The 17,775-nt window shown below is 73.4% G+C and carries 15 protein-coding genes; 11 read left to right on the forward strand and 4 right to left on the reverse strand.

What is annotated here, in order from left to right; translation table 11 throughout:
* Nucleotides 1-60: 60 nt before the first annotated feature.
* The 11 genes from CFLA_RS19585 to CFLA_RS12615 all read left to right on the forward strand — a co-directional run bounded on the left by CFLA_RS19585 (nt 61) and on the right by CFLA_RS12615 (nt 13,915).
* The gene (locus CFLA_RS19585) at nt 61-2,508 is read left to right on the forward strand and encodes a glycoside hydrolase family 10 protein (RefSeq protein ID WP_013117708.1); all 2,448 of its coding nucleotides are present in this window, start codon (nt 61-63) and stop codon (nt 2,506-2,508) included.
* A 137-nt stretch (nt 2,509-2,645) separates the two neighbouring features.
* Nucleotides 2,646-3,443 carry a DeoR/GlpR family DNA-binding transcription regulator gene (locus CFLA_RS12570; RefSeq protein ID WP_013117709.1) on the forward strand — a complete coding sequence of 266 codons (798 nt, stop codon included), beginning with the start codon at nt 2,646-2,648 and terminating at the stop codon, nt 3,441-3,443.
* Nucleotides 3,440-4,657: a galactose-1-phosphate uridylyltransferase gene (galT, locus tag CFLA_RS12575; protein WP_013117710.1), complete on the forward strand. Its 1,218-nt coding sequence runs from the start codon at nt 3,440-3,442 to the stop codon at nt 4,655-4,657. Before CFLA_RS12570 ends, galT begins: the two co-directional genes overlap by 4 nt.
* 52 nt (nt 4,658-4,709) lie before the next feature.
* Nucleotides 4,710-5,939, forward strand: coding sequence for a galactokinase (gene galK / locus CFLA_RS12580; protein WP_013117711.1), 1,230 nt, complete (start codon nt 4,710-4,712; stop codon nt 5,937-5,939).
* A gap of 118 nt (nt 5,940-6,057) precedes the next feature.
* Complete coding sequence (locus tag CFLA_RS12585; protein ID WP_013117712.1) at nt 6,058-7,086, forward strand: permuted SH3 domain-containing protein; 1,029 nt, start codon at nt 6,058-6,060, stop codon at nt 7,084-7,086.
* A complete protein-coding gene (locus CFLA_RS12590) occupies nt 7,083-7,892 on the forward strand; it encodes an ABC transporter ATP-binding protein (protein ID WP_013117713.1) in 810 nt (269 codons plus the stop codon). The genes CFLA_RS12585 and CFLA_RS12590 overlap by 4 nt, the downstream gene beginning before the upstream one ends.
* On the forward strand, nt 7,889-9,094 hold the full coding sequence (locus CFLA_RS12595) for an ABC transporter permease (protein ID WP_013117714.1): 1,206 nt from the start codon (nt 7,889-7,891) through the stop codon (nt 9,092-9,094). Before CFLA_RS12590 ends, CFLA_RS12595 begins: the two co-directional genes overlap by 4 nt.
* Nucleotides 9,095-9,284: 190 nt before the next feature.
* Nucleotides 9,285-10,283, forward strand: a complete 999-nt coding sequence (locus CFLA_RS12600) for a hypothetical protein (protein ID WP_043599039.1) — start codon at nt 9,285-9,287, stop codon at nt 10,281-10,283.
* 28 nt (nt 10,284-10,311) lie between these two features.
* Nucleotides 10,312-11,943: a hypothetical protein gene (locus tag CFLA_RS12605; RefSeq protein WP_013117716.1), complete on the forward strand. Its 1,632-nt coding sequence runs from the start codon at nt 10,312-10,314 to the stop codon at nt 11,941-11,943.
* Nucleotides 11,940-12,674, forward strand: coding sequence for an ABC transporter ATP-binding protein (locus CFLA_RS12610; RefSeq protein ID WP_013117717.1), 735 nt, complete (start codon nt 11,940-11,942; stop codon nt 12,672-12,674). Before CFLA_RS12605 ends, CFLA_RS12610 begins: the two co-directional genes overlap by 4 nt.
* A complete protein-coding gene (locus CFLA_RS12615) occupies nt 12,671-13,915 on the forward strand; it encodes an ABC transporter permease (protein WP_013117718.1) in 1,245 nt (414 codons plus the stop codon). The genes CFLA_RS12610 and CFLA_RS12615 overlap by 4 nt, the downstream gene beginning before the upstream one ends.
* Nucleotides 13,916-13,976: 61 nt before the next feature.
* Here the strand turns inward: CFLA_RS12615 and CFLA_RS12620 are convergent, their stop codons facing one another.
* From CFLA_RS12620 to glyA, 4 genes are all read right to left on the reverse strand, one after another.
* A complete protein-coding gene (locus CFLA_RS12620; RefSeq protein ID WP_148234356.1) occupies nt 13,977-14,789 on the reverse strand; it encodes an exodeoxyribonuclease III in 813 nt (270 codons plus the stop codon).
* An 85-nt stretch (nt 14,790-14,874) separates the two neighbouring features.
* Complete coding sequence (locus CFLA_RS12625; RefSeq protein ID WP_013117720.1) at nt 14,875-15,354, reverse strand: VOC family protein; 480 nt, start codon at nt 15,352-15,354, stop codon at nt 14,875-14,877.
* Nucleotides 15,355-15,561: 207 nt separating this feature from the next.
* The gene (locus tag CFLA_RS12630; RefSeq protein WP_013117721.1) at nt 15,562-16,443 is read right to left on the reverse strand and encodes a bifunctional methylenetetrahydrofolate dehydrogenase/methenyltetrahydrofolate cyclohydrolase; all 882 of its coding nucleotides are present in this window, start codon (nt 16,441-16,443) and stop codon (nt 15,562-15,564) included.
* A gap of 12 nt (nt 16,444-16,455) precedes the next feature.
* Nucleotides 16,456-17,739 carry a serine hydroxymethyltransferase gene (gene glyA / locus CFLA_RS12635; protein WP_013117722.1) on the reverse strand — a complete coding sequence of 428 codons (1,284 nt, stop codon included), beginning with the start codon at nt 17,737-17,739 and terminating at the stop codon, nt 16,456-16,458.
* Between the last annotated feature and the right edge of the window lie 36 nt (nt 17,740-17,775).

Raw genomic sequence — 17,775 nt, forward strand, 5'->3', positions numbered from 1 at the left:
CTCCTTACCGGCAACGGTGTCCTGCCGGCTCCCCCGGCAACCCGTCCCTGAGGAGGATCGATGACGATCACGCGACACACGCGCCGCCGTGCGCGCGCTGTCAGCGCCGTCGCCGCGGCCACGCTGGCCGTGGGTATGGCCGTGCCGCTGGCAACGTCGGCGCAGGCCGCCGGCAGCACGCTGCAGGCCGCCGCTGCCGAGTCCAACCGCTACTACGGCGCCGCAGCCGCGAACTTCTACCTGACCAACGGCGGCATCTCGCCCATCCTCAACCGTGAGTTCAACATGATCACGGCGGAGAACGAGATGAAGGTCGACGCGATGCAGCCCAACCAGGGCCAGTTCAACTGGAACTCGGGCAACACGATCGTCAACTGGGCGCTGCAGAACAACAAGCGGGTCCGCGGGCACGCCCTGGCGTGGCACTCCCAGCAGCCCGGCTGGATGCAGAACCAGTCCGGCACCACGCTGCGCAACTCGATGCTCAACCACATCACCCAGGTCGCCGGCTACTACAAGGGCAAGATCTACGCCTGGGACGTCGTGAACGAGGCCTTCGCCGACGGCTCGTCCGGCGCACGCCGCGACTCCAACCTGCAGCGCACCGGCAACGACTGGATCGAGGCCGCGTTCCGCGCCGCTCGCGCCGCCGACCCCGGCGCGATCCTGTGCTACAACGACTACAACACGGACAACTGGTCGCACGCCAAGACGCAGGCCGTGTACAACATGGTGCGCGACTTCAAGTCGCGTGGTGTCCCGATCGACTGCGTCGGCTTCCAGGCGCACTTCAACTCGGGCAACCCGGTCCCGTCGAACTACCACACCACGCTCGGCAGCTTCGCCGCGCTGGGCGTCGACGTGCAGATCACCGAGCTCGACATCGAGGGCTCCGGCACGAGCCAGGCCGAGCAGTTCCGCGGCGTGCACCAGGCGTGCCTGTCGGTCGCGCGCTGCACGGGCATCACCGTGTGGGGCGTGCGCGACAGCGAGTCGTGGCGCTCCGGCGGCACCCCGCTGCTGTTCGACGGGTCGGGCAACAAGAAGCAGGCGTACAACTACTCGCTCGACGCGCTGAACCAGACGAGCGGCACCGTGCGTGCCACGCCCGGTGGCGTGTCCGGTGGCGGCCAGCCGACGCAGACGCCGACGCCCACGCAGCAGCCGACGCAGAACCCCACGCAGCAGCCGACCCAGCAGCCGACCGCCCAGCCGACGAACGCGCCGGCCGGCACCACGCTGAAGGCGGCGGCGGCTCGCACGGGCCGGTACTTCGGTGCCGCTGCGGCGAACTTCTACTACACCAACGGTGGCATCGCGCCGATCCTCAGCCGTGAGTTCAACATGCTCACGGCCGAGAACGAGATGAAGGTCGACGCGATGCAGCCCAACCAGGGCCAGTTCAACTGGAACTCGGGCAACACGATGGTCAACTACGCCCAGCAGAACGGCATGCGGATCCGGGGTCACGCGCTGGCGTGGCACTCCCAGCAGCCCGGCTGGATGCAGAACCAGTCCGGCCAGACGCTGCGCAACTCGATGCTCAACCACATCACCCAGGTCGCCGGCTACTACAAGGGCAAGATCTACGCCTGGGACGTCGTGAACGAGGCCTTCGCCGACGGTTCGTCCGGCGCGCGTCGTAACTCGAACCTGCAGGGCACCGGCAACGACTGGATCGAGGCCGCGTTCCGCGCCGCGCGTTCGGCGGACCCGCAGGCCAAGCTCTGCTACAACGACTACAACACCGACAACTGGAGCCACGCGAAGACCCAGGCCGTGTACAACATGGTCAAGGACTTCAAGTCCCGCGGTGTCCCGATCGACTGCGTCGGCTTCCAGGCGCACTTCAACTCGGGCAACCCGGTCCCGTCGAACTACCACGTGACGCTGCAGAACTTCGCCGACCTCGGCGTGGACGTGCAGATCACCGAGCTGGACATCGAGGGCTCCGGCACCTCGCAGGCCGAGCAGTTCCGCGGCGTGACGCAGGCCTGCCTCGGCGTGGCCCGCTGCACCGGCATCACGGTGTGGGGCGTGCGTGACACCGAGTCGTGGCGCTCGTCCGGCACCCCGCTGCTGTTCGACGGCTCGGGCAACAAGAAGGCCGCGTACAACTACGTGCTCGACGCCCTCAACGCCGGCTCCGGCCAGGCCGACCCCGGTGACGGTGGCGGCGACAACGGTGGTGGCGACAACGGCGGTGGCGACAACGGCGGCGGTGCGACCGGCGGCTACGACAGCGGCAGCTACGTCAACAACGGCTGCACCGTCTCCTGGACGCGCACCAACGACTGGAGCGACCGGTTCAACGTCACCTACACCGTGACGGGCAAGTCGAACTGGTCGGTGACCGTGCACCCGAACTCCGGGCAGTCGATCCAGAGCTCCTGGAACGCCGCCCGCTCGGGCAACACGTTCACCCCGGCCGGTGGCAACTCGTTCGGCGTCACCTGGTACAAGGGCTCGTCGAACAACGGCTGGATCCCGTGGGGCATCTGCTCCTGACGGTCTGACCCGCCCGGCCCCCGGCCGGCAGCAGTGACACGACGGGCGTGGTGCCTCGAGCACCACGCCCGTCGTACTGCATGCGCACAGTGCGCCGCGATGTTGATTCCTGTTCGATCGTGGTGGATACTGTCGCCATGCTCGCGTCCCAGAGGCAGGAGCGGATCCTCGCGACGGTCCGCGCGCACGGCGCCGCACGCGTCGCGGACCTCGTCGTCGCGCTCGACGTCTCCGACATGACGGTGCGACGCGACATCGCCGAGCTCGCGCGCGCCGGGCTCGTGCGGCGCGTCCACGGTGGCGCCGTGGCCCCCGACCTGCCGGCCCGCTCGACCGACGAGCCGGGGTTCGAGGCCAAGCGCACCTGGTCGTCGGTCGAGAAGACCGCGGTCGCGCGCGCCGCCCTCGCGGACGTCGAGCCCGGCCAGTCCCTCGCCGTGTCCGCGGGCACCACCACGTGGCTCCTCGCGACGATGATCGCCGCCGAGCCGGCGCTGCGCCCGCTCACCGTCGTCACCAACGGCCTGCGCGTCGCGGACGCCCTCCACGGCGTCGAGGACGTCGACGTCGTCCTCACCGGCGGCTCGCGCACACCGTCCGACGCGCTCGTCGGCCCGGTCGCCGACGCCACCCTGCGCGACCTGCGCGTCGACCGCACCTTCCTCGGTGTGCACGGCCTCGACGCGGACGGGCCGACCACCCCCAACCTCGCCGAGGCCGCGACCGACCGCGCCCTGCTGCGCTGCGCCGCCGCCGGCACCGTCCTGGCCGACCACACCAAGTGGGGCGTCGTCGGGCTCGCCCGCATCTGCGCGTGGGACGACGTGGACACCGTCGTCGTCGACGACGACCTCGACGCCGACGCCCGACGCCACCTCGCCGCCGCGGCCGGGCGGCTCGTCCTCGCCTCCCCCGCCCCTGGAGACCCGCAGTGAGCACCCCCCTGAGCAGCCCGGCGACCGCCGAGCCCGACGCCGCCCGCGTCCGCCGCACGTCCACCCGCCTCGCCGACGGCCGCGAGCTCGTCTACTACGACGACTCCGAGCCGTACGTCTCCGGCGCCGCCACCCGCCGCCTCGACGACCCGCGCCCGCTGCCCGACCGGTTCGCGCCCGTCATGGGCGCCGACGGCGCCGCCCACCCGGTGACCGGCCCGGAGCTGCGGCTCGACCCGCTCACGGGCGAGTGGATCCCCATGGCCGCGCACCGCATGAACCGCACGTTCCTGCCGCCGGCCGACGCCAACCCGCTCGCCCCTGCGGCGCCGGGCGCCGCCTACCAGGACGGCGAGATCCCGGACACCGACTACGACGTCGTGGTCTTCGAGAACCGCTTCCCGTCGCTGCTGACGGTGCCGGGCGCCGACGACGCGACCGAGCTCGTCGCGGGCGAGCCGCTGTGGCAGCGTCGGCCCGCCGGCGGTCGGTGCGAGGTCATCTGCTTCTCGTCCGACCCCACGGCGTCCCTCGCGACCGTCGGGCCGCGGCGCATGCGGACGGTCGTCGAGGCGTGGGCCGACCGCACGCGCGCGCTCAGCGAGCTGCCCGGGGTCGAGCAGGTCTTCTGCTTCGAGAACCGCGGCAAGGAGATCGGCGTCACGCTGCACCACCCCCACGGGCAGATCTACGCGTTCCCCTACGTCACGCCGCGCACGCGGACGATGCTGCGCCAGGCGCGCGCGCACCACGACGCGACCGGCCGCGTGCTGCTGCGCGACGTCCTCGACGCCGAGCTGCGGCACCGCGAGCGCGTCGTGCTGGAGTCGGAGCACTGGGTCGCGTACGTGCCGTACGCCGCGCGCTGGCCCGTCGAGGTGCACCTGGCGCCGCGACGCGACGTGCCGGACCTCCCGGCCCTGACGAACGCCGAGCGGGCCGACCTGGCGACCACCTACCTGACGCTGCTGGACCGCCTCGACCGGTTCTTCGTCGGCGACGACGGCCCGGTCCCGCTGCCGTACATCAGCGCCTGGCACCAGGCGCCCGTGCGCGAGGGCCGCGAGCTGTCGCGCCTGCACCTGCAGGTCTTCTCGGTGCTGCGCGCACCCGGGCGCCTGAAGTACCTGGCGGGCGTCGAGTCCGCGATGGCCTCGTGGGTCAGCGACACGACGCCCGAGCGCATCGCGCACCGGCTGCAGGAGATCGCGTGAGCACCCGCCCCGCCACCCCCACCCCCGTCGAGCACCCGACCCGGAGCACCCCGTGACGACACCCGCCTGGTCCGACGTCTGGGACCGCGCCGAGGGCGACGCACGTGCGCGCGACCTGTTCGCGCGGACGTTCGGCACCGCGCCGCAGGGCGTGCGGTCGGCGCCGGGACGCGTCAACCTCATCGGCGAGCACACCGACTACAACGACGGGCTCGCGCTGCCCATCGCGCTGCCGCACCGCACGTACGCCGCCGTCGCGCGGCGCGACGACGACCTCGTGCGCCTGGTGTCCGCGCAGGAGCCGACGGGCGTGCGCGAGGTGCGCCTCGCGGACGCGGCGCCGGGGACCGTGAGCGGGTGGGCCTCGTACGTCGTCGGCGTCGCGTGGGCGCTGCGCGAGGCCGGGCACGACGTCGGCGGGTTCGACGTCGCGATCGACTCGTGCGTGCCGTTCGGCGCCGGGCTGTCCTCGTCGGCCGCGCTCGAGGCGTCCGTGGCCGTCGCGCTCGACGCGCTGCACGGCCTGGGGCTCGCCGGCGAGGTCGACCCCGCGGGCGCACCGACGGACGACGCGGGCCGGGCGGTGCTCGCGACCCTGTGCGTGCGCGCCGAGAACGAGATGGCCGGCGCCCCCACCGGTGGCATGGACCAGGCCGCGTCGCTGCGCGCCCGCGCGGGCCACGCCCTGCTGCTCGACTGCCGCGACGGGCGCGTGCGCCACGTGCCCCTCGACCTCGCCGCGCACGGGCTCGCGCTGCTCGTGGTCGACACGCGCGCCGAGCACGCGCACGTCGGCGGCGAGTACGCGCAGCGCCGGGCCGCGTGCGACGAGGCCGCCCGGCGTCTCGGCGTGGCGTCGCTGCGGGACGTCGTCGACGGGCCCGCAGCGCTCGACGCGCTGACCGGCGGCCCCGACGGGGACGTGCTCGCGCGCCGCGTCCGGCACGTCGTCACCGAGATCGCGCGTGTCACGGCGTTCGTCGACGCGCTCGACGCCGGGGACGTGCGCGCCGTCGCACCGCTCATGGACGCGTCGCACACCTCGCTGCGGGACGACTACGAGGTGTCCTGCCGCGAGCTCGACGTCGCGGTCGACGCAGCTCGACGGGCCGGCGCGCTCGGCGCCCGCATGACGGGCGGGGGGTTCGGAGGGTCAGCGATCGCGCTGGTCCGTGCCGGCGACGTCGCGCGCGTCGCCGGAGCGGTCGCGGCCGCGTTCGCCGGGCAGCACCTGGCGCCGCCCGCCCTCACGGTCGCGGTCGCAGGCCCTCCCGCGGGATGAGCGCACGTCCGACCATGGTCTGACGTGCACGTCGGCGGCCCCCGCTAGCGTTCCCCGCGAGGGGCCGCACCCGCGCCACCTCGTCGCAGCCCGTCCCCGCACGAGGAGCACACACGCAGTGGTCCGTCGCTACGTCTTCCCCGCCCTGCGCATCCTCGTCTGGGCGGTCATCGCGGTCGCGCTGGTGCGCATCGCGTTCGCCGGCGCGGACGTGAGCACCGAGGCGACGGGAGCCGTGCCGACGGGGCAGGTGGTCGAGCCGACGGTCACGGCCTCGACGGCGACGATCACCAACGCCGTCACCGTACGGGCCTCGGTCGTCGCCGACCCGGCCGTCGCGGTGCGCGCGACGCTCGCGGGCACCGTCTCCAAGCTGCTCGCGGCCGACGGCCAGGCCGTCGCGGTCGGCACGCCCATCCTCGAGGTACGCCAGGAGACGCCGCAGGACCCGGTCACGAGGACCGACCCCGAGACCGGCGAGGTGACGGTCACCGAGCGCAAGCCCAAGGTCGTGGTCCAGCAGGTCACCAGCCCCGTCGCCGGCACGCTCGCCCTGCCCACGCTCAAGGACCAGGTGGTGTCCGTGGGCGACACGGTCGGCACCGTGGCCCCCGGGACGCTGTCGGTCTCCGGCACCCTCACGCCCGACCAGCAGTACCGGCTGGTCGGGGCACCGGCCGAGGCCACCGTGACGCTCAAGGGCGGGCCTGCACCGTTCACCTGCAGCGGCCTGCGGATCGGCGCGGCCGCGCCGCCGGCGAGCCCCCCGGACCCGAACCTGCCGGACACCACCACGACCCCGTCCGGGACCGTCACGTGCTCCCTCCCGGGCGAGGTGACCGCGTTCCCCGGGCTCGGCGCCGACCTGGAGATCGTCAACGGCACCGCGGAGGACGCCGTGGTGGTCCCCGTCTCCGCCGTCCAGGGCACCGTCCAGCGCGGCAACGTGTGGGTGGTCGCGGAGGAGGGCGCCGAGCCCGAGCAGCGCGAGGTCGGGCTCGGGCTGACGGACGGCGAGGTCGTGCAGATCACCGAGGGGCTCGCCGTCGGTGACCTGGTGATGCAGTTCGTGCCCGTGAAGAGCGACGACCCGGGTGCCGAGTGCGACGACCCGATGCTCGACGACCCGGCGGTGTGCGAGGGATGAGCCTGCTCGAGCTCACCGGGGTCACCCGGTCGGTCCGGCTGCCCGACGACCGGCTGCTGGAGATCCTGCGCGGCGTGACGCTGAGCGTCGACACGGGCGAGCACGTCGCCGTCGTCGGCCGCTCGGGCACCGGCAAGTCCACGCTCCTCAACATCCTCGGCCTGCTGGACGCCCCGACCGACGGCGAGTACCTGCTCGAGGGCACCCCGATCGGGCGGCTGTCCGCGCGCGAGCGCACCCGGCGGCGCGGCCGTGACTTCGGGTTCGTGTTCCAGCAGTTCAACCTGCTGCCGGGGCGGACGGCGCTCGAGAACGTCGCGGCGCCGCTCATGTACGCCTCCGGCTGGCAGTTCTGGCGCCGGCGCACCCTCGCAGCCGACATGCTGGACCGCGTCGGCCTCGGCGACCGGCTCGAGACCATGCCGGAGAAGCTGTCCGGCGGCGAGCAGCAGCGCGTCGCGATCGCGCGCGCCCTCGTCCGCGGACCGCGCGTGATCCTCGCGGACGAGCCGACCGGCGCGCTCGACGTCGAGACCGGGCAGGAGGTCATGAGCCTGCTCGACGAGATCGCGTCGATGACGGGAGCGGCCCTCGTCACCATCACCCACGACCTCGCCGTCGCCGCCCGCGCGCAGCGCCACTACCGGCTCGCCGAGGGCGTGCTCGTGCCCGTCGACCTCGGCGGCGCCGGCCACGAGTGGGTGGGCGACGTCCCGACGCTTCCCGGTGCACGCGCGCTGCCCACCGGGCGGGTCGACGGCGTGCCCGAGCTCGCCCGCCCCGTCCCCGCGCAGGTCGAGCCGTGACCGGGCTGGTCGGAGCGGTCGTCGAGGCGTGGGACGAGCTGCGCCTGCACAAGCTGCGCGTCCTGCTCGCGCTCGTCGGCGTCGCCGCCGCCGTCATGGCGATCACCGCGGTCACGGCCGCCGTCGAGATGCTCAGCCAGGGCTACAAGGAGTCCTTCGAGCGGGACGTCGGGCGCCAGGTGACGCTCCAGATCGACGCCTGGCCGATGGGTCAGGACACCACGCCGCCCGCCGACCTCGACGCGACCTACGACATCGCGCTCCAGCGTTACGGCATCACGTGGGCCACGCGCGACTGGAGCACGTCCGCGCCGTTCCGCTTCCCCGGCGGCACGCAGTCCGTCGAGGTGCGCGCCGTCGACCCCGACCTAGGGACGATGCAGCGCGTCTCCGTCGACGAGGGGCGCTGGTTCACCGACGCCGACGTCGAGGCGTACGCACCGCTGCTCGTCGTCAACGAGGCCTTCCTCGAGGCCCTGGGCGTCCAGGACCTGACGTCACGTCCCACCGTGCTGCTCGGCGACGACACCCCCGTGCGAGCCACGATCGTCGGCGTCACCCCCACCCGCTGGGAGGGGGAGATGCCCTCGACCTTCGTGCTGTACGAGCAGCTCGTCCGCTGGTACACGCCCGAGAGCAGCGGCTGGGGCCAGCCCGTGCCGGCCCTCAAGGTCTGGGTCCCGCCGGAGGCGGCCGACGACCTGGCGCCGCGCCTCCAGCGCGACGTCGCCGCGGTCCTGCCCGGCTGGGAGGTGCAGGTCTGGGACAACCGGAGCGACGGGTTCGGCACGCTCGACGGCGCCGCGCGGTGGGTGGCGCTGGGCATCGGCGCCTTCGCGCTGCTGCTCGGAGGCCTCGGCCTGGTGAACATCGCGCTCGTCACCGTCCGGCACCGCATCCGGGAGATCGGGATCCGCCGGTCGTTCGGTGCCACGTCGGGGCGCATCTTCTTCGGCGTCCTCATGGAGTCGGTCGTCGCCACGGTCGTGGCCGGGCTCGCGGGCGTCGTGCTCGCGGTGGCCGTCATCAAGAACATCCCGGTCGACGTGCTGTTCGGCGGCGGCATCCAGGACATGCCGCCGTTCCCCGTGTCCGCCGCGCTCGTCGGCATGGCGTGCGCGACCGGTGTCGGGGCGCTCGCCGGTGCCATCCCGGCCACCGTCGCGGTCCGGGTCAAGGTCATCGACGCGATCCGGTACTGACCGGCCGCGGCGCCGACCCGCATCCCGCGCCGAAGGTCCGACCCCGGTACCCCAACCCTGCGCCGACGTCCTCCTCGGGGCCGCCGAACGTCATCCCGCGGTCGGACCCGGCGCGCCCCGCGCTTCGATATGGTCACTTTCGTCCCCGTCGACAGCGCCCTGACTCCCGTCAACGGTCCCCTCGAAAGGCATGCTGATGCGTCGCACCCCCGCCCTCCCCTCCCTCGCCGCCGCCACTGTCGTGGCGCTCGCCCTGGCGGGGTGCACCGGCGGCACCTCCTCCGCGTCGGCCGAGGACGGCGGGCCGATGACCGCGTTCTACGAGAAGCTGGGCGGCTCGTTCGAGGACGAGGACTACGAGCGCCAGCAGCGCGAGATGGAGGAGATCATCGCCGCCTGCATGGCCGAGCAGGGCTTCGAGTACACCCCCGCCGAGCCGGTGAGCATGGAGGAGCCGGAGGGCCTGCCCGAGTGGGACTCGAAGGAGTACGCGGAGCAGTACGGGTACGGCGCGACCACGAGCGACGAGATCTACGGTGGCGGCGAGGAGTACGTGGACCCCAACGCCGACTACCTCGCGACGATGTCCGAGAGCGAGCAGACCGCCTTCTACGAGGCGCTCTACGGCACGCCGCCCGAGGTCGACCCCGAGGCCGACCCGGAGGCCGAGATCGAGTACAACTGGGAGGAGAACGGCTGCTCGGGCAAGGCGTCGCACGAGGTCTACGAGCAGCAGGGCGGCATCTGGGAGGACCCCGAGTTCACCGCGCTCTCCGACGAGATGAGCACCGAGTGGGAGGCCGTCCTCGACGACCCGAAGGTCAGCGCTGCGCAGGACAAGTGGGTGGAGTGCATCGCGGACGCCGGCTTCGACTTCTCGAGCCCCGACGAGCCGCAGCAGGCGATCTACGACGAGCTCAACGCCCTCTACGAGGCGGCAGCACCGGACGCCGAGGGCGACGTCGAGGGCGAGGTCGACCCCGAGGCGTCGTTCGAGCCGGACCCGGCGGCGATGGCCGAGCTGAAGGAGAAGGAGCTCGAGCTCGCCGCCGCGGACTACGCGTGCAAGGAGTCCTCGGGCTTCACCAAGGCGCAGAACGACGCCTACGCCGCGATCGAGCAGCAGATGTGGGACAAGTACGGCGAGCGCCTCGAGGCCATCGCCGCGAAGTACGAGTCGGAGAAGTGAGGCCGGCGTCGCGACCGAGGACGACACCGTGAACATCTCCACCCACGTCAGCGGCGGACGCCGGACGATCGTCGCCATGGCCGTCGTCGCGGTCCTGTGCCTGACCCTCGGCCTGCTGCTGTCGCGGCTGATCGTCTCACCGGGGCAGGCCGCGGCGAACGCCGCCCCCCCGACCGCCGGCCCGATCTCGGTGCCGGTCGAGAGCCGGGTCATCGGGAACGAGGTCGTGCTCCGCGGGGACGTCGGCTACGACGACCCCGTGGCACTGACCATCGAGACCGGCGACCTCGGCGGTGCGGCCGTCGTGACCGGCCAGGTCAAGGAGGTCGGTGCCACCGTCGACGCGGCGTCGGTCGTCCTCGAGGTCGTCGGGCGTCCTGTGATCGCGCTGCCGGGTGACCTGCCGACGTACCGCACGCTGCGCGCCGGGGTCTCCGGTCCCGACGTGCAGCAGCTGAAGGCCGCGCTGCGCGCCGTGGGTCTCGACGGGGGCGACCCCGCCGGCGCCACGTACGACGCGGCCGCCGCGGCGGGCGTCCGCGCGCTCTACCAGAAGGTCGGGTACGAGGCGCCGACCGGCGGCGACGAGGTGAAGGACGCGGTCAAGGCCGCCCAGGAGAACCTCACCTCCGCGCAGTCGGAGGTCCGCTCGGCGGAGTCCGCGGTCGCCGCGGCCGCCCGCGCCGGCAACGGCTCGTCCGTCACCGAGCTCGACGGCCAGGTCCGCGTCGCCGAGGCGCGTCTGGCGTACCTCGACGAGCAGTGCGCCCAGCCCGTCGACCCGGAGAACCCGGCGTCCGTCGACTGCACGCCGCCGGCGCGCGTCGAGGCCGAGGCGGCGCTCGCCTCCGCCCGCGCGGCCCGCGCGGCCGCCGACGCCGCCCCCGACACGACGGCCGAGCGTGAGGCCGTCCGTGCGGCCCGGGACCGGCTCACCGCCGCCCGCCAGGCACTCGGCGAGGCGCAGGAGGCGGCTCTGACCCCGCTGCCGGCGACGGAGGTCGTGTACCTGCCGTCGCTGCCGCGACGCGTCGACGCGGTCTCGGTGCAGCGCGGTGGCGTCGTGCAGGGCAAGTTCATGAGCGTCTCGGGAGCCACGGTGCAGATCACGGCCTCCGCGTCGCGCGCCGACGCCGAGCTCATGCAACCCGGTACCGCGGGCAGCATCACCGTCGACGGTGCCGAGGTGCCCGTCACGGTCGCCGAGGTCACGGTGCCGGACGCCGCTGCCGCCGCGGGCGACGGCGGAGGCGACGGCGGCGACGGTGACGCGAAGGCCCCCACGGGCGAGCGTCGTCAGGTCGTCTTCACCGTCGGCGAGCTCACGGCCGAGCAGCTGGCGTCGCTGCAGGGCAGCAACGTGCGCGTCCGGGTCCCCGTGAGCTCCACGGACGGCGCGGTGCTCGCCGTACCGCTGGCCGCCCTGACGGCAGGTCCGGGCGGGGAGAGTCGCGTGGAGCTCCTGCAGGACGGCGAGAGCCGTCTCGTCGAGGTCACGACGGGCCTGGCCGCCGGCGGCTACGTCGAGATCAAGGCCTCGAAGGCACCGCTGGAGGAGGGCGACCTGGTGGTCGTCGGCGTCTCCGCGGACACCGACGAGGGCGAGGACACCGCCGAGGATCCGGACGCGGACGCGGACGCCACGAAGGAGGAGGAGTGACCGTCCTCGACCTGCTCGACGCGCCGCAGGGGGGCGCACCGGGCGGGTCCGAGCAGGTCCCGCCGGTCGTGGAGCTGCGGGGGGCCGCTCGTCAGTTCCCCGGCGAGCCGCCGGTGCACGCCCTCCACCCGGCGGACCTGCAGGTCCGCGCGGGCGAGTACCTGTCCGTCGTCGGCCCGTCCGGGTCCGGCAAGTCCACGCTGCTCAACCTGCTGGGGCTGCTCGACCGACCCTCCGACGGGGAGTACCTGCTCGACGGCATCCCCACGGCCCGCGCCGGGGAGCGCGAGCGCGCCGCGTTGCGCGCACAGCACATCGGGTTCGTCTTCCAGGCGTTCCACCTGCTGCCGCACCGCACCGTGCTGGAGAACGTCCTGCTCGCGACCATCTACAGCGGCGTGCCGCGTGCGGAGCGGCGGGACCGCGCGGTCGAGGCGCTCGCCCGCGTCGGCCTCAGCCACCGGCTCGACTTCCGGCCCACGGTCCTGTCCGGCGGTGAGCGCCAGCGCACCGCCATCGCACGCGCGGTCGTCTCGCAGCCTCGCGTGCTGCTGGCGGACGAGCCGACGGGCAACCTCGACTCGGAGAGCTCGGCCGCCGTGCTCGAGCTGTTCGACGAGCTGCACGCCGGTGGTCTCACGCTCCTGGTGATCACGCACGAGGACGATGTCTCGGCACGCGCCCAACGGCGCGTCCGGATCGCCGACGGGTACCTGCGGGAGATCGCATGACCACCGTCTCGCGCCACGTGCCGCGCGTCGACCGGTTCGGCGTGAGCGACCTGCTCGCCGAGGCGGCCGCCGGCATCGGCGCACGCCCCGGGCGACTCGTGCTCACCATCCTCGGCACGGTTCTCGGTATCGCCTCCGTCGTGGTCACCGTGGGCCTCGCGCAGACGGCGGCGGGCCAGATCAACAAGCAGTTCGACGCGGTCGCGGCCACCCAAGGCGTGGCCGAGCCCGCGACGTCGTCGGGCATGAACGGCGAGCGCGCCCTCGGCTCCCTGCCCTGGGACGCGCCCGAGCGCGCCGAGCGGCTCAACGGCGTCGAGGCGGCCGCCCTCGTCTCCGAGCTCGACACCACTGGCCTCGACGTCACCGCGGTGCCCGTGCACGACCCGTCGGCCGCCCGGGTCACCAGCCCGTCCGTGGTCGCGACGAGCGCCCACGCCCTGGAGTCGCTCGGCGGACGCGTCGTGCAGGGGCGGTACTTCGACGCCGGTCACGACACGCGCGCCGACCGTGTCGTCGTGCTCGGCGCCGACGCCGCACGTCGGCTGGGGGTCGTGCGCGTGGACCGCCAACCGTCGATCTTCATCGGCGACCGGGCCTACCAGGTCGTGGGCGTCGTCGACGGGTTCGTCCGCAGGACCGACCTGTCCTCCGCGGTGATCCTGCCCAACGGCACGGCCCGCGCCGAGCTCGGACTGACCACCCCCGAGGAGCTGCACCTGCATCTGGCCGTCGGCGCCGGGCCCGTCGTCGGGTCGCAGCTGCCGACGGCGCTCGCACCGAACTCGCCGGAGACGATCACGGTCAAGGTGCCGTCCGCGGGCTCGTCGGTCCGCGAGAACGTCCAGGCGGACATCAACGCGATCTTCCTCGCCCTCGGCGGCGTCGCGCTGCTCATCGGCGGTGTCGGCATCGCGAACGTCACCCTGCTGTCGGTGCTCGAGCGTGTCGGCGAGATCGGTCTGCGTCGTGCCCTCGGCGCGACTCGTCGGCAGATCGGCGCGCAGTTCATGGTCGAGTCGGTGGTGGTCGGGCTGCTGGGCGGCCTCGTCGGGGCGGCGCTCGGGGTGGCGGTCGTCACGATCGTGTCGGCCGCGCAGCAGTGGACACCGATCCTCGACCTGCGCATGGTCGGCGTGGCCGCGCTGTCCGGCGGGCTCATCGGGCTGCTCGCGGGCCTCTACCCGTCGCTCAAGGCCGCCTCGATCGAGCCGATCTCGGCCCTCCGCGGCGGCGTCTGACCCGGACGCGACCCGGCCGATGTCGGGCGCGACCCGGCCGATGTCGGGCCCGGGCGATCGGTCAGAGGTCGTACTCGACGACGAGGGGGGCGTGGTCGCTGAACCGGGCGTCGTACGTCGCCGCGCGGTCGACGGTCGCGGTGCGGGCGAGAGCTGCGAGCGCGGGCGTCGCGAGCTGGTAGTCGATGCGCCAGCCGGCGTCGTTGTCGAACGCCTTGCCGCGCCAGGACCACCACGTGTACGGCCCGGGTCCGGGTCCGGCGAGGTCGCGCCCGAGGTCGCGCCAGCCGAGCTCGTCGAACCAGCGGTCCAGGTAGGCACGCTCCTCCGGCAGGAAGCCGGCCTTCGTCAGGTTGCCCTTCCAGTTCTTGATGTCGACCTCGCGGTGGGCGATGTTCAGGTCGCCCGCGACGACGGCGCGTCCACCGGCAGCGGCGATCGCCGCGAGACGGTCCGTGACGTGCGCGAGAAAGGCGTACTTCTCGTCCATCGAGGGCGTGCCGACGGTGCCCGAGTGCAGGTACGCCGAGACGACGGTCAGGGTCGTGGCGGGGCGTCCGTCCTCCGCCGGAACCTCCAGGTCGGCCTCGACCCACCGCCCGGCATCGCCCGTCACACCGGTGCCGAGCCCGACCCGCACGGCGCTCATCGGCAGCCGCGACGCGATCGCGACGCCCGCGCGGCCCTTGGCGTTCCCGGCCTCGTGGGCGAGGTGCCAGCCGTCCGGTGGCAGGTGGTCGGCGAGGATCTCGTCCGACCCGCGCACCTCCTGCAGCAGCAGCACGTCCGGCTTGCGGACGTCGAGCCACTCCCCCATGCCGCGGCGGAAGGCCGCCCGGATCCCGTTGACGTTGACGCTGGCGACGGTGAGCACGCCGTCATCCTGCCCCATGGCACCGACACCCCGGGGCGCGGCGGGACGTCGCGCTCGTCACGCACCGACGTCCCGCTGCGGGGGCTCACTCCCCCGCGTACGCGGCCTCGAGCGGGGCGATCTCGAGCTTGCGCATCTGCAGCATCGCCGCCGTCGCGCGCTGGACGCCGTCGGCGTCGGGACGCGACAGGATCTCGTCCAGCGCCCGCGGCACGACCTGCCAGGACACGCCGAACCTGTCCTTCAGCCAGCCGCACTGGCTGTGCTCGCCGCCACCGGCGACGAGCGCCTCCCAGTAGTGGTCGACCTCCTCCTGGGTGTCGACGCCCAGGTAGAAGGAGAACGCCTCGTCGAGCGTGAACGCCGGGCCTGCCGTGAGGATCGTCACGGGGTGCCCGTCCAGCTCGAGCTCGATGACGAACGGGGTGCCCGGCGCGACGTCCGGGATCCCGTCGGCCGCCTCGACGACGCGCGTGATGCGCGACCGCGGCACGACCGAGACGTAGAACTGCGCGGCCTCGTGGCCGTCCTTGGCGAACCACAGGTGCGTGCGGACCATGCCCATCGTGGGCTCCTCTCGTCGGTGGTCGCCGGTACCGACTCCCCCCACCCCGACAACTCACCGCCTACCGGAACGTGGGTCACCGCTACACCCACCGTCCGGTGAGTCAGGTTCCGGTCGGCGGCGAGGGGTGGGGCGTGCGAGGGCCCCGGCCGCCGGATGGCGGACCGGGGCCCTCGGGACGAGCTGTGCGGGCGTGGCGCGCGGGGGTCAGCCCGCGTGGCGCTCCGCGGTGGCGACGACGTTGGCGAGGAGCATCGCGCGGGTCATCGGTCCGACCCCGCCGGGGTTGGGCGAGACCCACGAGGCGACCTCCCAGACGCCGGGGTGCACGTCGCCGACGATCCGGCCCTTGCCGGTCTGCGGGTCGATCTCGCGCGAGACGCCGACGTCGACGACCACGGCACCCGGCTTGACGATGTCCGCCGTGACGACGCCGGGCACGCCGGCGGCCGCGATGACGACGTCGGCGTTGCGGGTGTGCTCGGCGAGGTCCGCGGTACCGGTGTGCGTGAGCGTCACCGTCGCGTTGACGGCGCGCCGCGTGAGCAGCAGGCCGATCGAGCGACCGACCGTCACGCCACGCCCGACGACGACCACGTCGGCACCCTCGAGCGGCACGCCGTGCCGCTCGAGGAGCTCGACGATGCCCGCGGGCGTGCACGGCAACGGCGAGGTGACCTCCTCGTTGACGCGCAGCACGAGGCGGCCGAGGTTGGTCGGGTGCAGGCCGTCGGCGTCCTTGTCGGGGTCGACGAGCTCGAGCACGCGGTTGGTGTCGATCCCGCGCGGGAGCGGGAGCTGCACGATGTACCCGGTGCACGCCGGGTCGTCGTTGAGCCGCCGCACCGCGGCCTCGATGTCGGCCTGGGTGGCGTCGGCGGGCAGCTCCTCGCGGATGGAGGCGATGCCGACCTCCGCGCAGTCGCGGTGCTTGCCCGCGACGTACGAGTGCGAGGCCGGGTCGTCCCCGACGAGGAGCGTGCCGAGGCCGGGCACCACACCGCGCGCGGCGAGCGCCGCGACACGGGTGGTGAGCTCGGCCTTGATGGCGGCCGCGGTGGCCTTGCCGTCGAGCTTCTGCGCGGTCATGGACGTCTCCGCTCAGTACTGCCGGAGGCCGGGGTACAGCGGGAAGCGCTCGGTGAGCACCTTGACCCGGGCGCGCAGCGCCTCGACATCGGCGTCGACACCACCGATGAGCGCCTCGGCGATGATGTCCGCGACCTCGGTGAACTCCTCGTCGCCGAAGCCGCGAGTGGCGAGCGCCGGGGTGCCGATGCGCAGGCCCGACGTGGTCATCGGCGGGCGCGGGTCGTTGGGCACCGCGTTGCGGTTCACCGTGATGCCGGCGGAGTGCAGGAGGTCCTCGGCCTGCTTGCCGTCCAGGGGCGACTCGCGCAGGTCGACCAGCACGAGGTGCACGTCGGTGCCGCCGGAGCGCACCGCGACACCCGCGTCCTTCGCGTCCTGCCGGCTCAGGCGCTCGGCGACGATCCGCGCACCGCGCAGGGTGCGCTCCTGGCGGTCGCGGAACTCCGGGGTGCCGGCGACCTTGAACGCCGTGGCCTTGGCGGCGATGACGTGCATGAGCGGGCCGCCCTGCTGGCCGGGGAAGACCGCCGAGTTGATCTTCTTCGCGAGGTCGGCGTCGTTGGTGAGGATGAAGCCCGAGCGGGGGCCGCCGATCGTCTTGTGCACGGTGGACGACACCACGTGCGCGTGCGGGACGGGGCTCGGGTGCACGCCTGCGGCGACGAGGCCGGCGAAGTGCGCCATGTCGACCCACAGGTACGCGCCGACCTCGTCGGCGATCTCGCGGAACTTCGCGAAGTCGAGCTGACGGGGGTACGCCGACCAGCCGGCGATGATGACCTTGGGCCGGTGCTCGAGGGCCAGGCGGCGGACCTCGGCCATGTCCACGAGGGACGTCTCGGGGTCCACGCCGTAGGCGACGATGTCGTAGAGCCGACCGGAGAAGTTGATCTTCATGCCGTGCGTGAGGTGGCCGCCCTGGTCCAGCGCCAGGCCGAGGATCGTGTCGCCGGGGCGCGCGATGGCGTGCAGCACCGCCGCGTTCGCGGTGGCACCGGAGTGCGGCTGGACGTTCGCGAACTCCGCGCCGAACAGGGCCTTGGCCCGCTCGATCGCGATGGTCTCCGCGACGTCGACCTCCTCGCAGCCGCCGTAGTAGCGGCGGCCCGGGTAGCCCTCGGCGTACTTGTTGGTCAGCACCGAGCCCTGCGCCTGCAGGACGGCGAGCGGCACGAAGTTCTCGGACGCGATCATCTCGAGGGTGTGCTGCTGGCGGGCCAGCTCGCGGTCGAGGACCGCGGCGATCTCCGGGTCGAGCTCGGAGAGGTTCTGGTCGAGCACGTTGTCGCTCATGCAGGGGCTCCTGTCGCAGTCAGCTGTGCGGGTCGC

This window comes from Cellulomonas flavigena DSM 20109 (assembly GCF_000092865.1).
GTDB classification, from domain to species: domain Bacteria; phylum Actinomycetota; class Actinomycetes; order Actinomycetales; family Cellulomonadaceae; genus Cellulomonas; species Cellulomonas flavigena.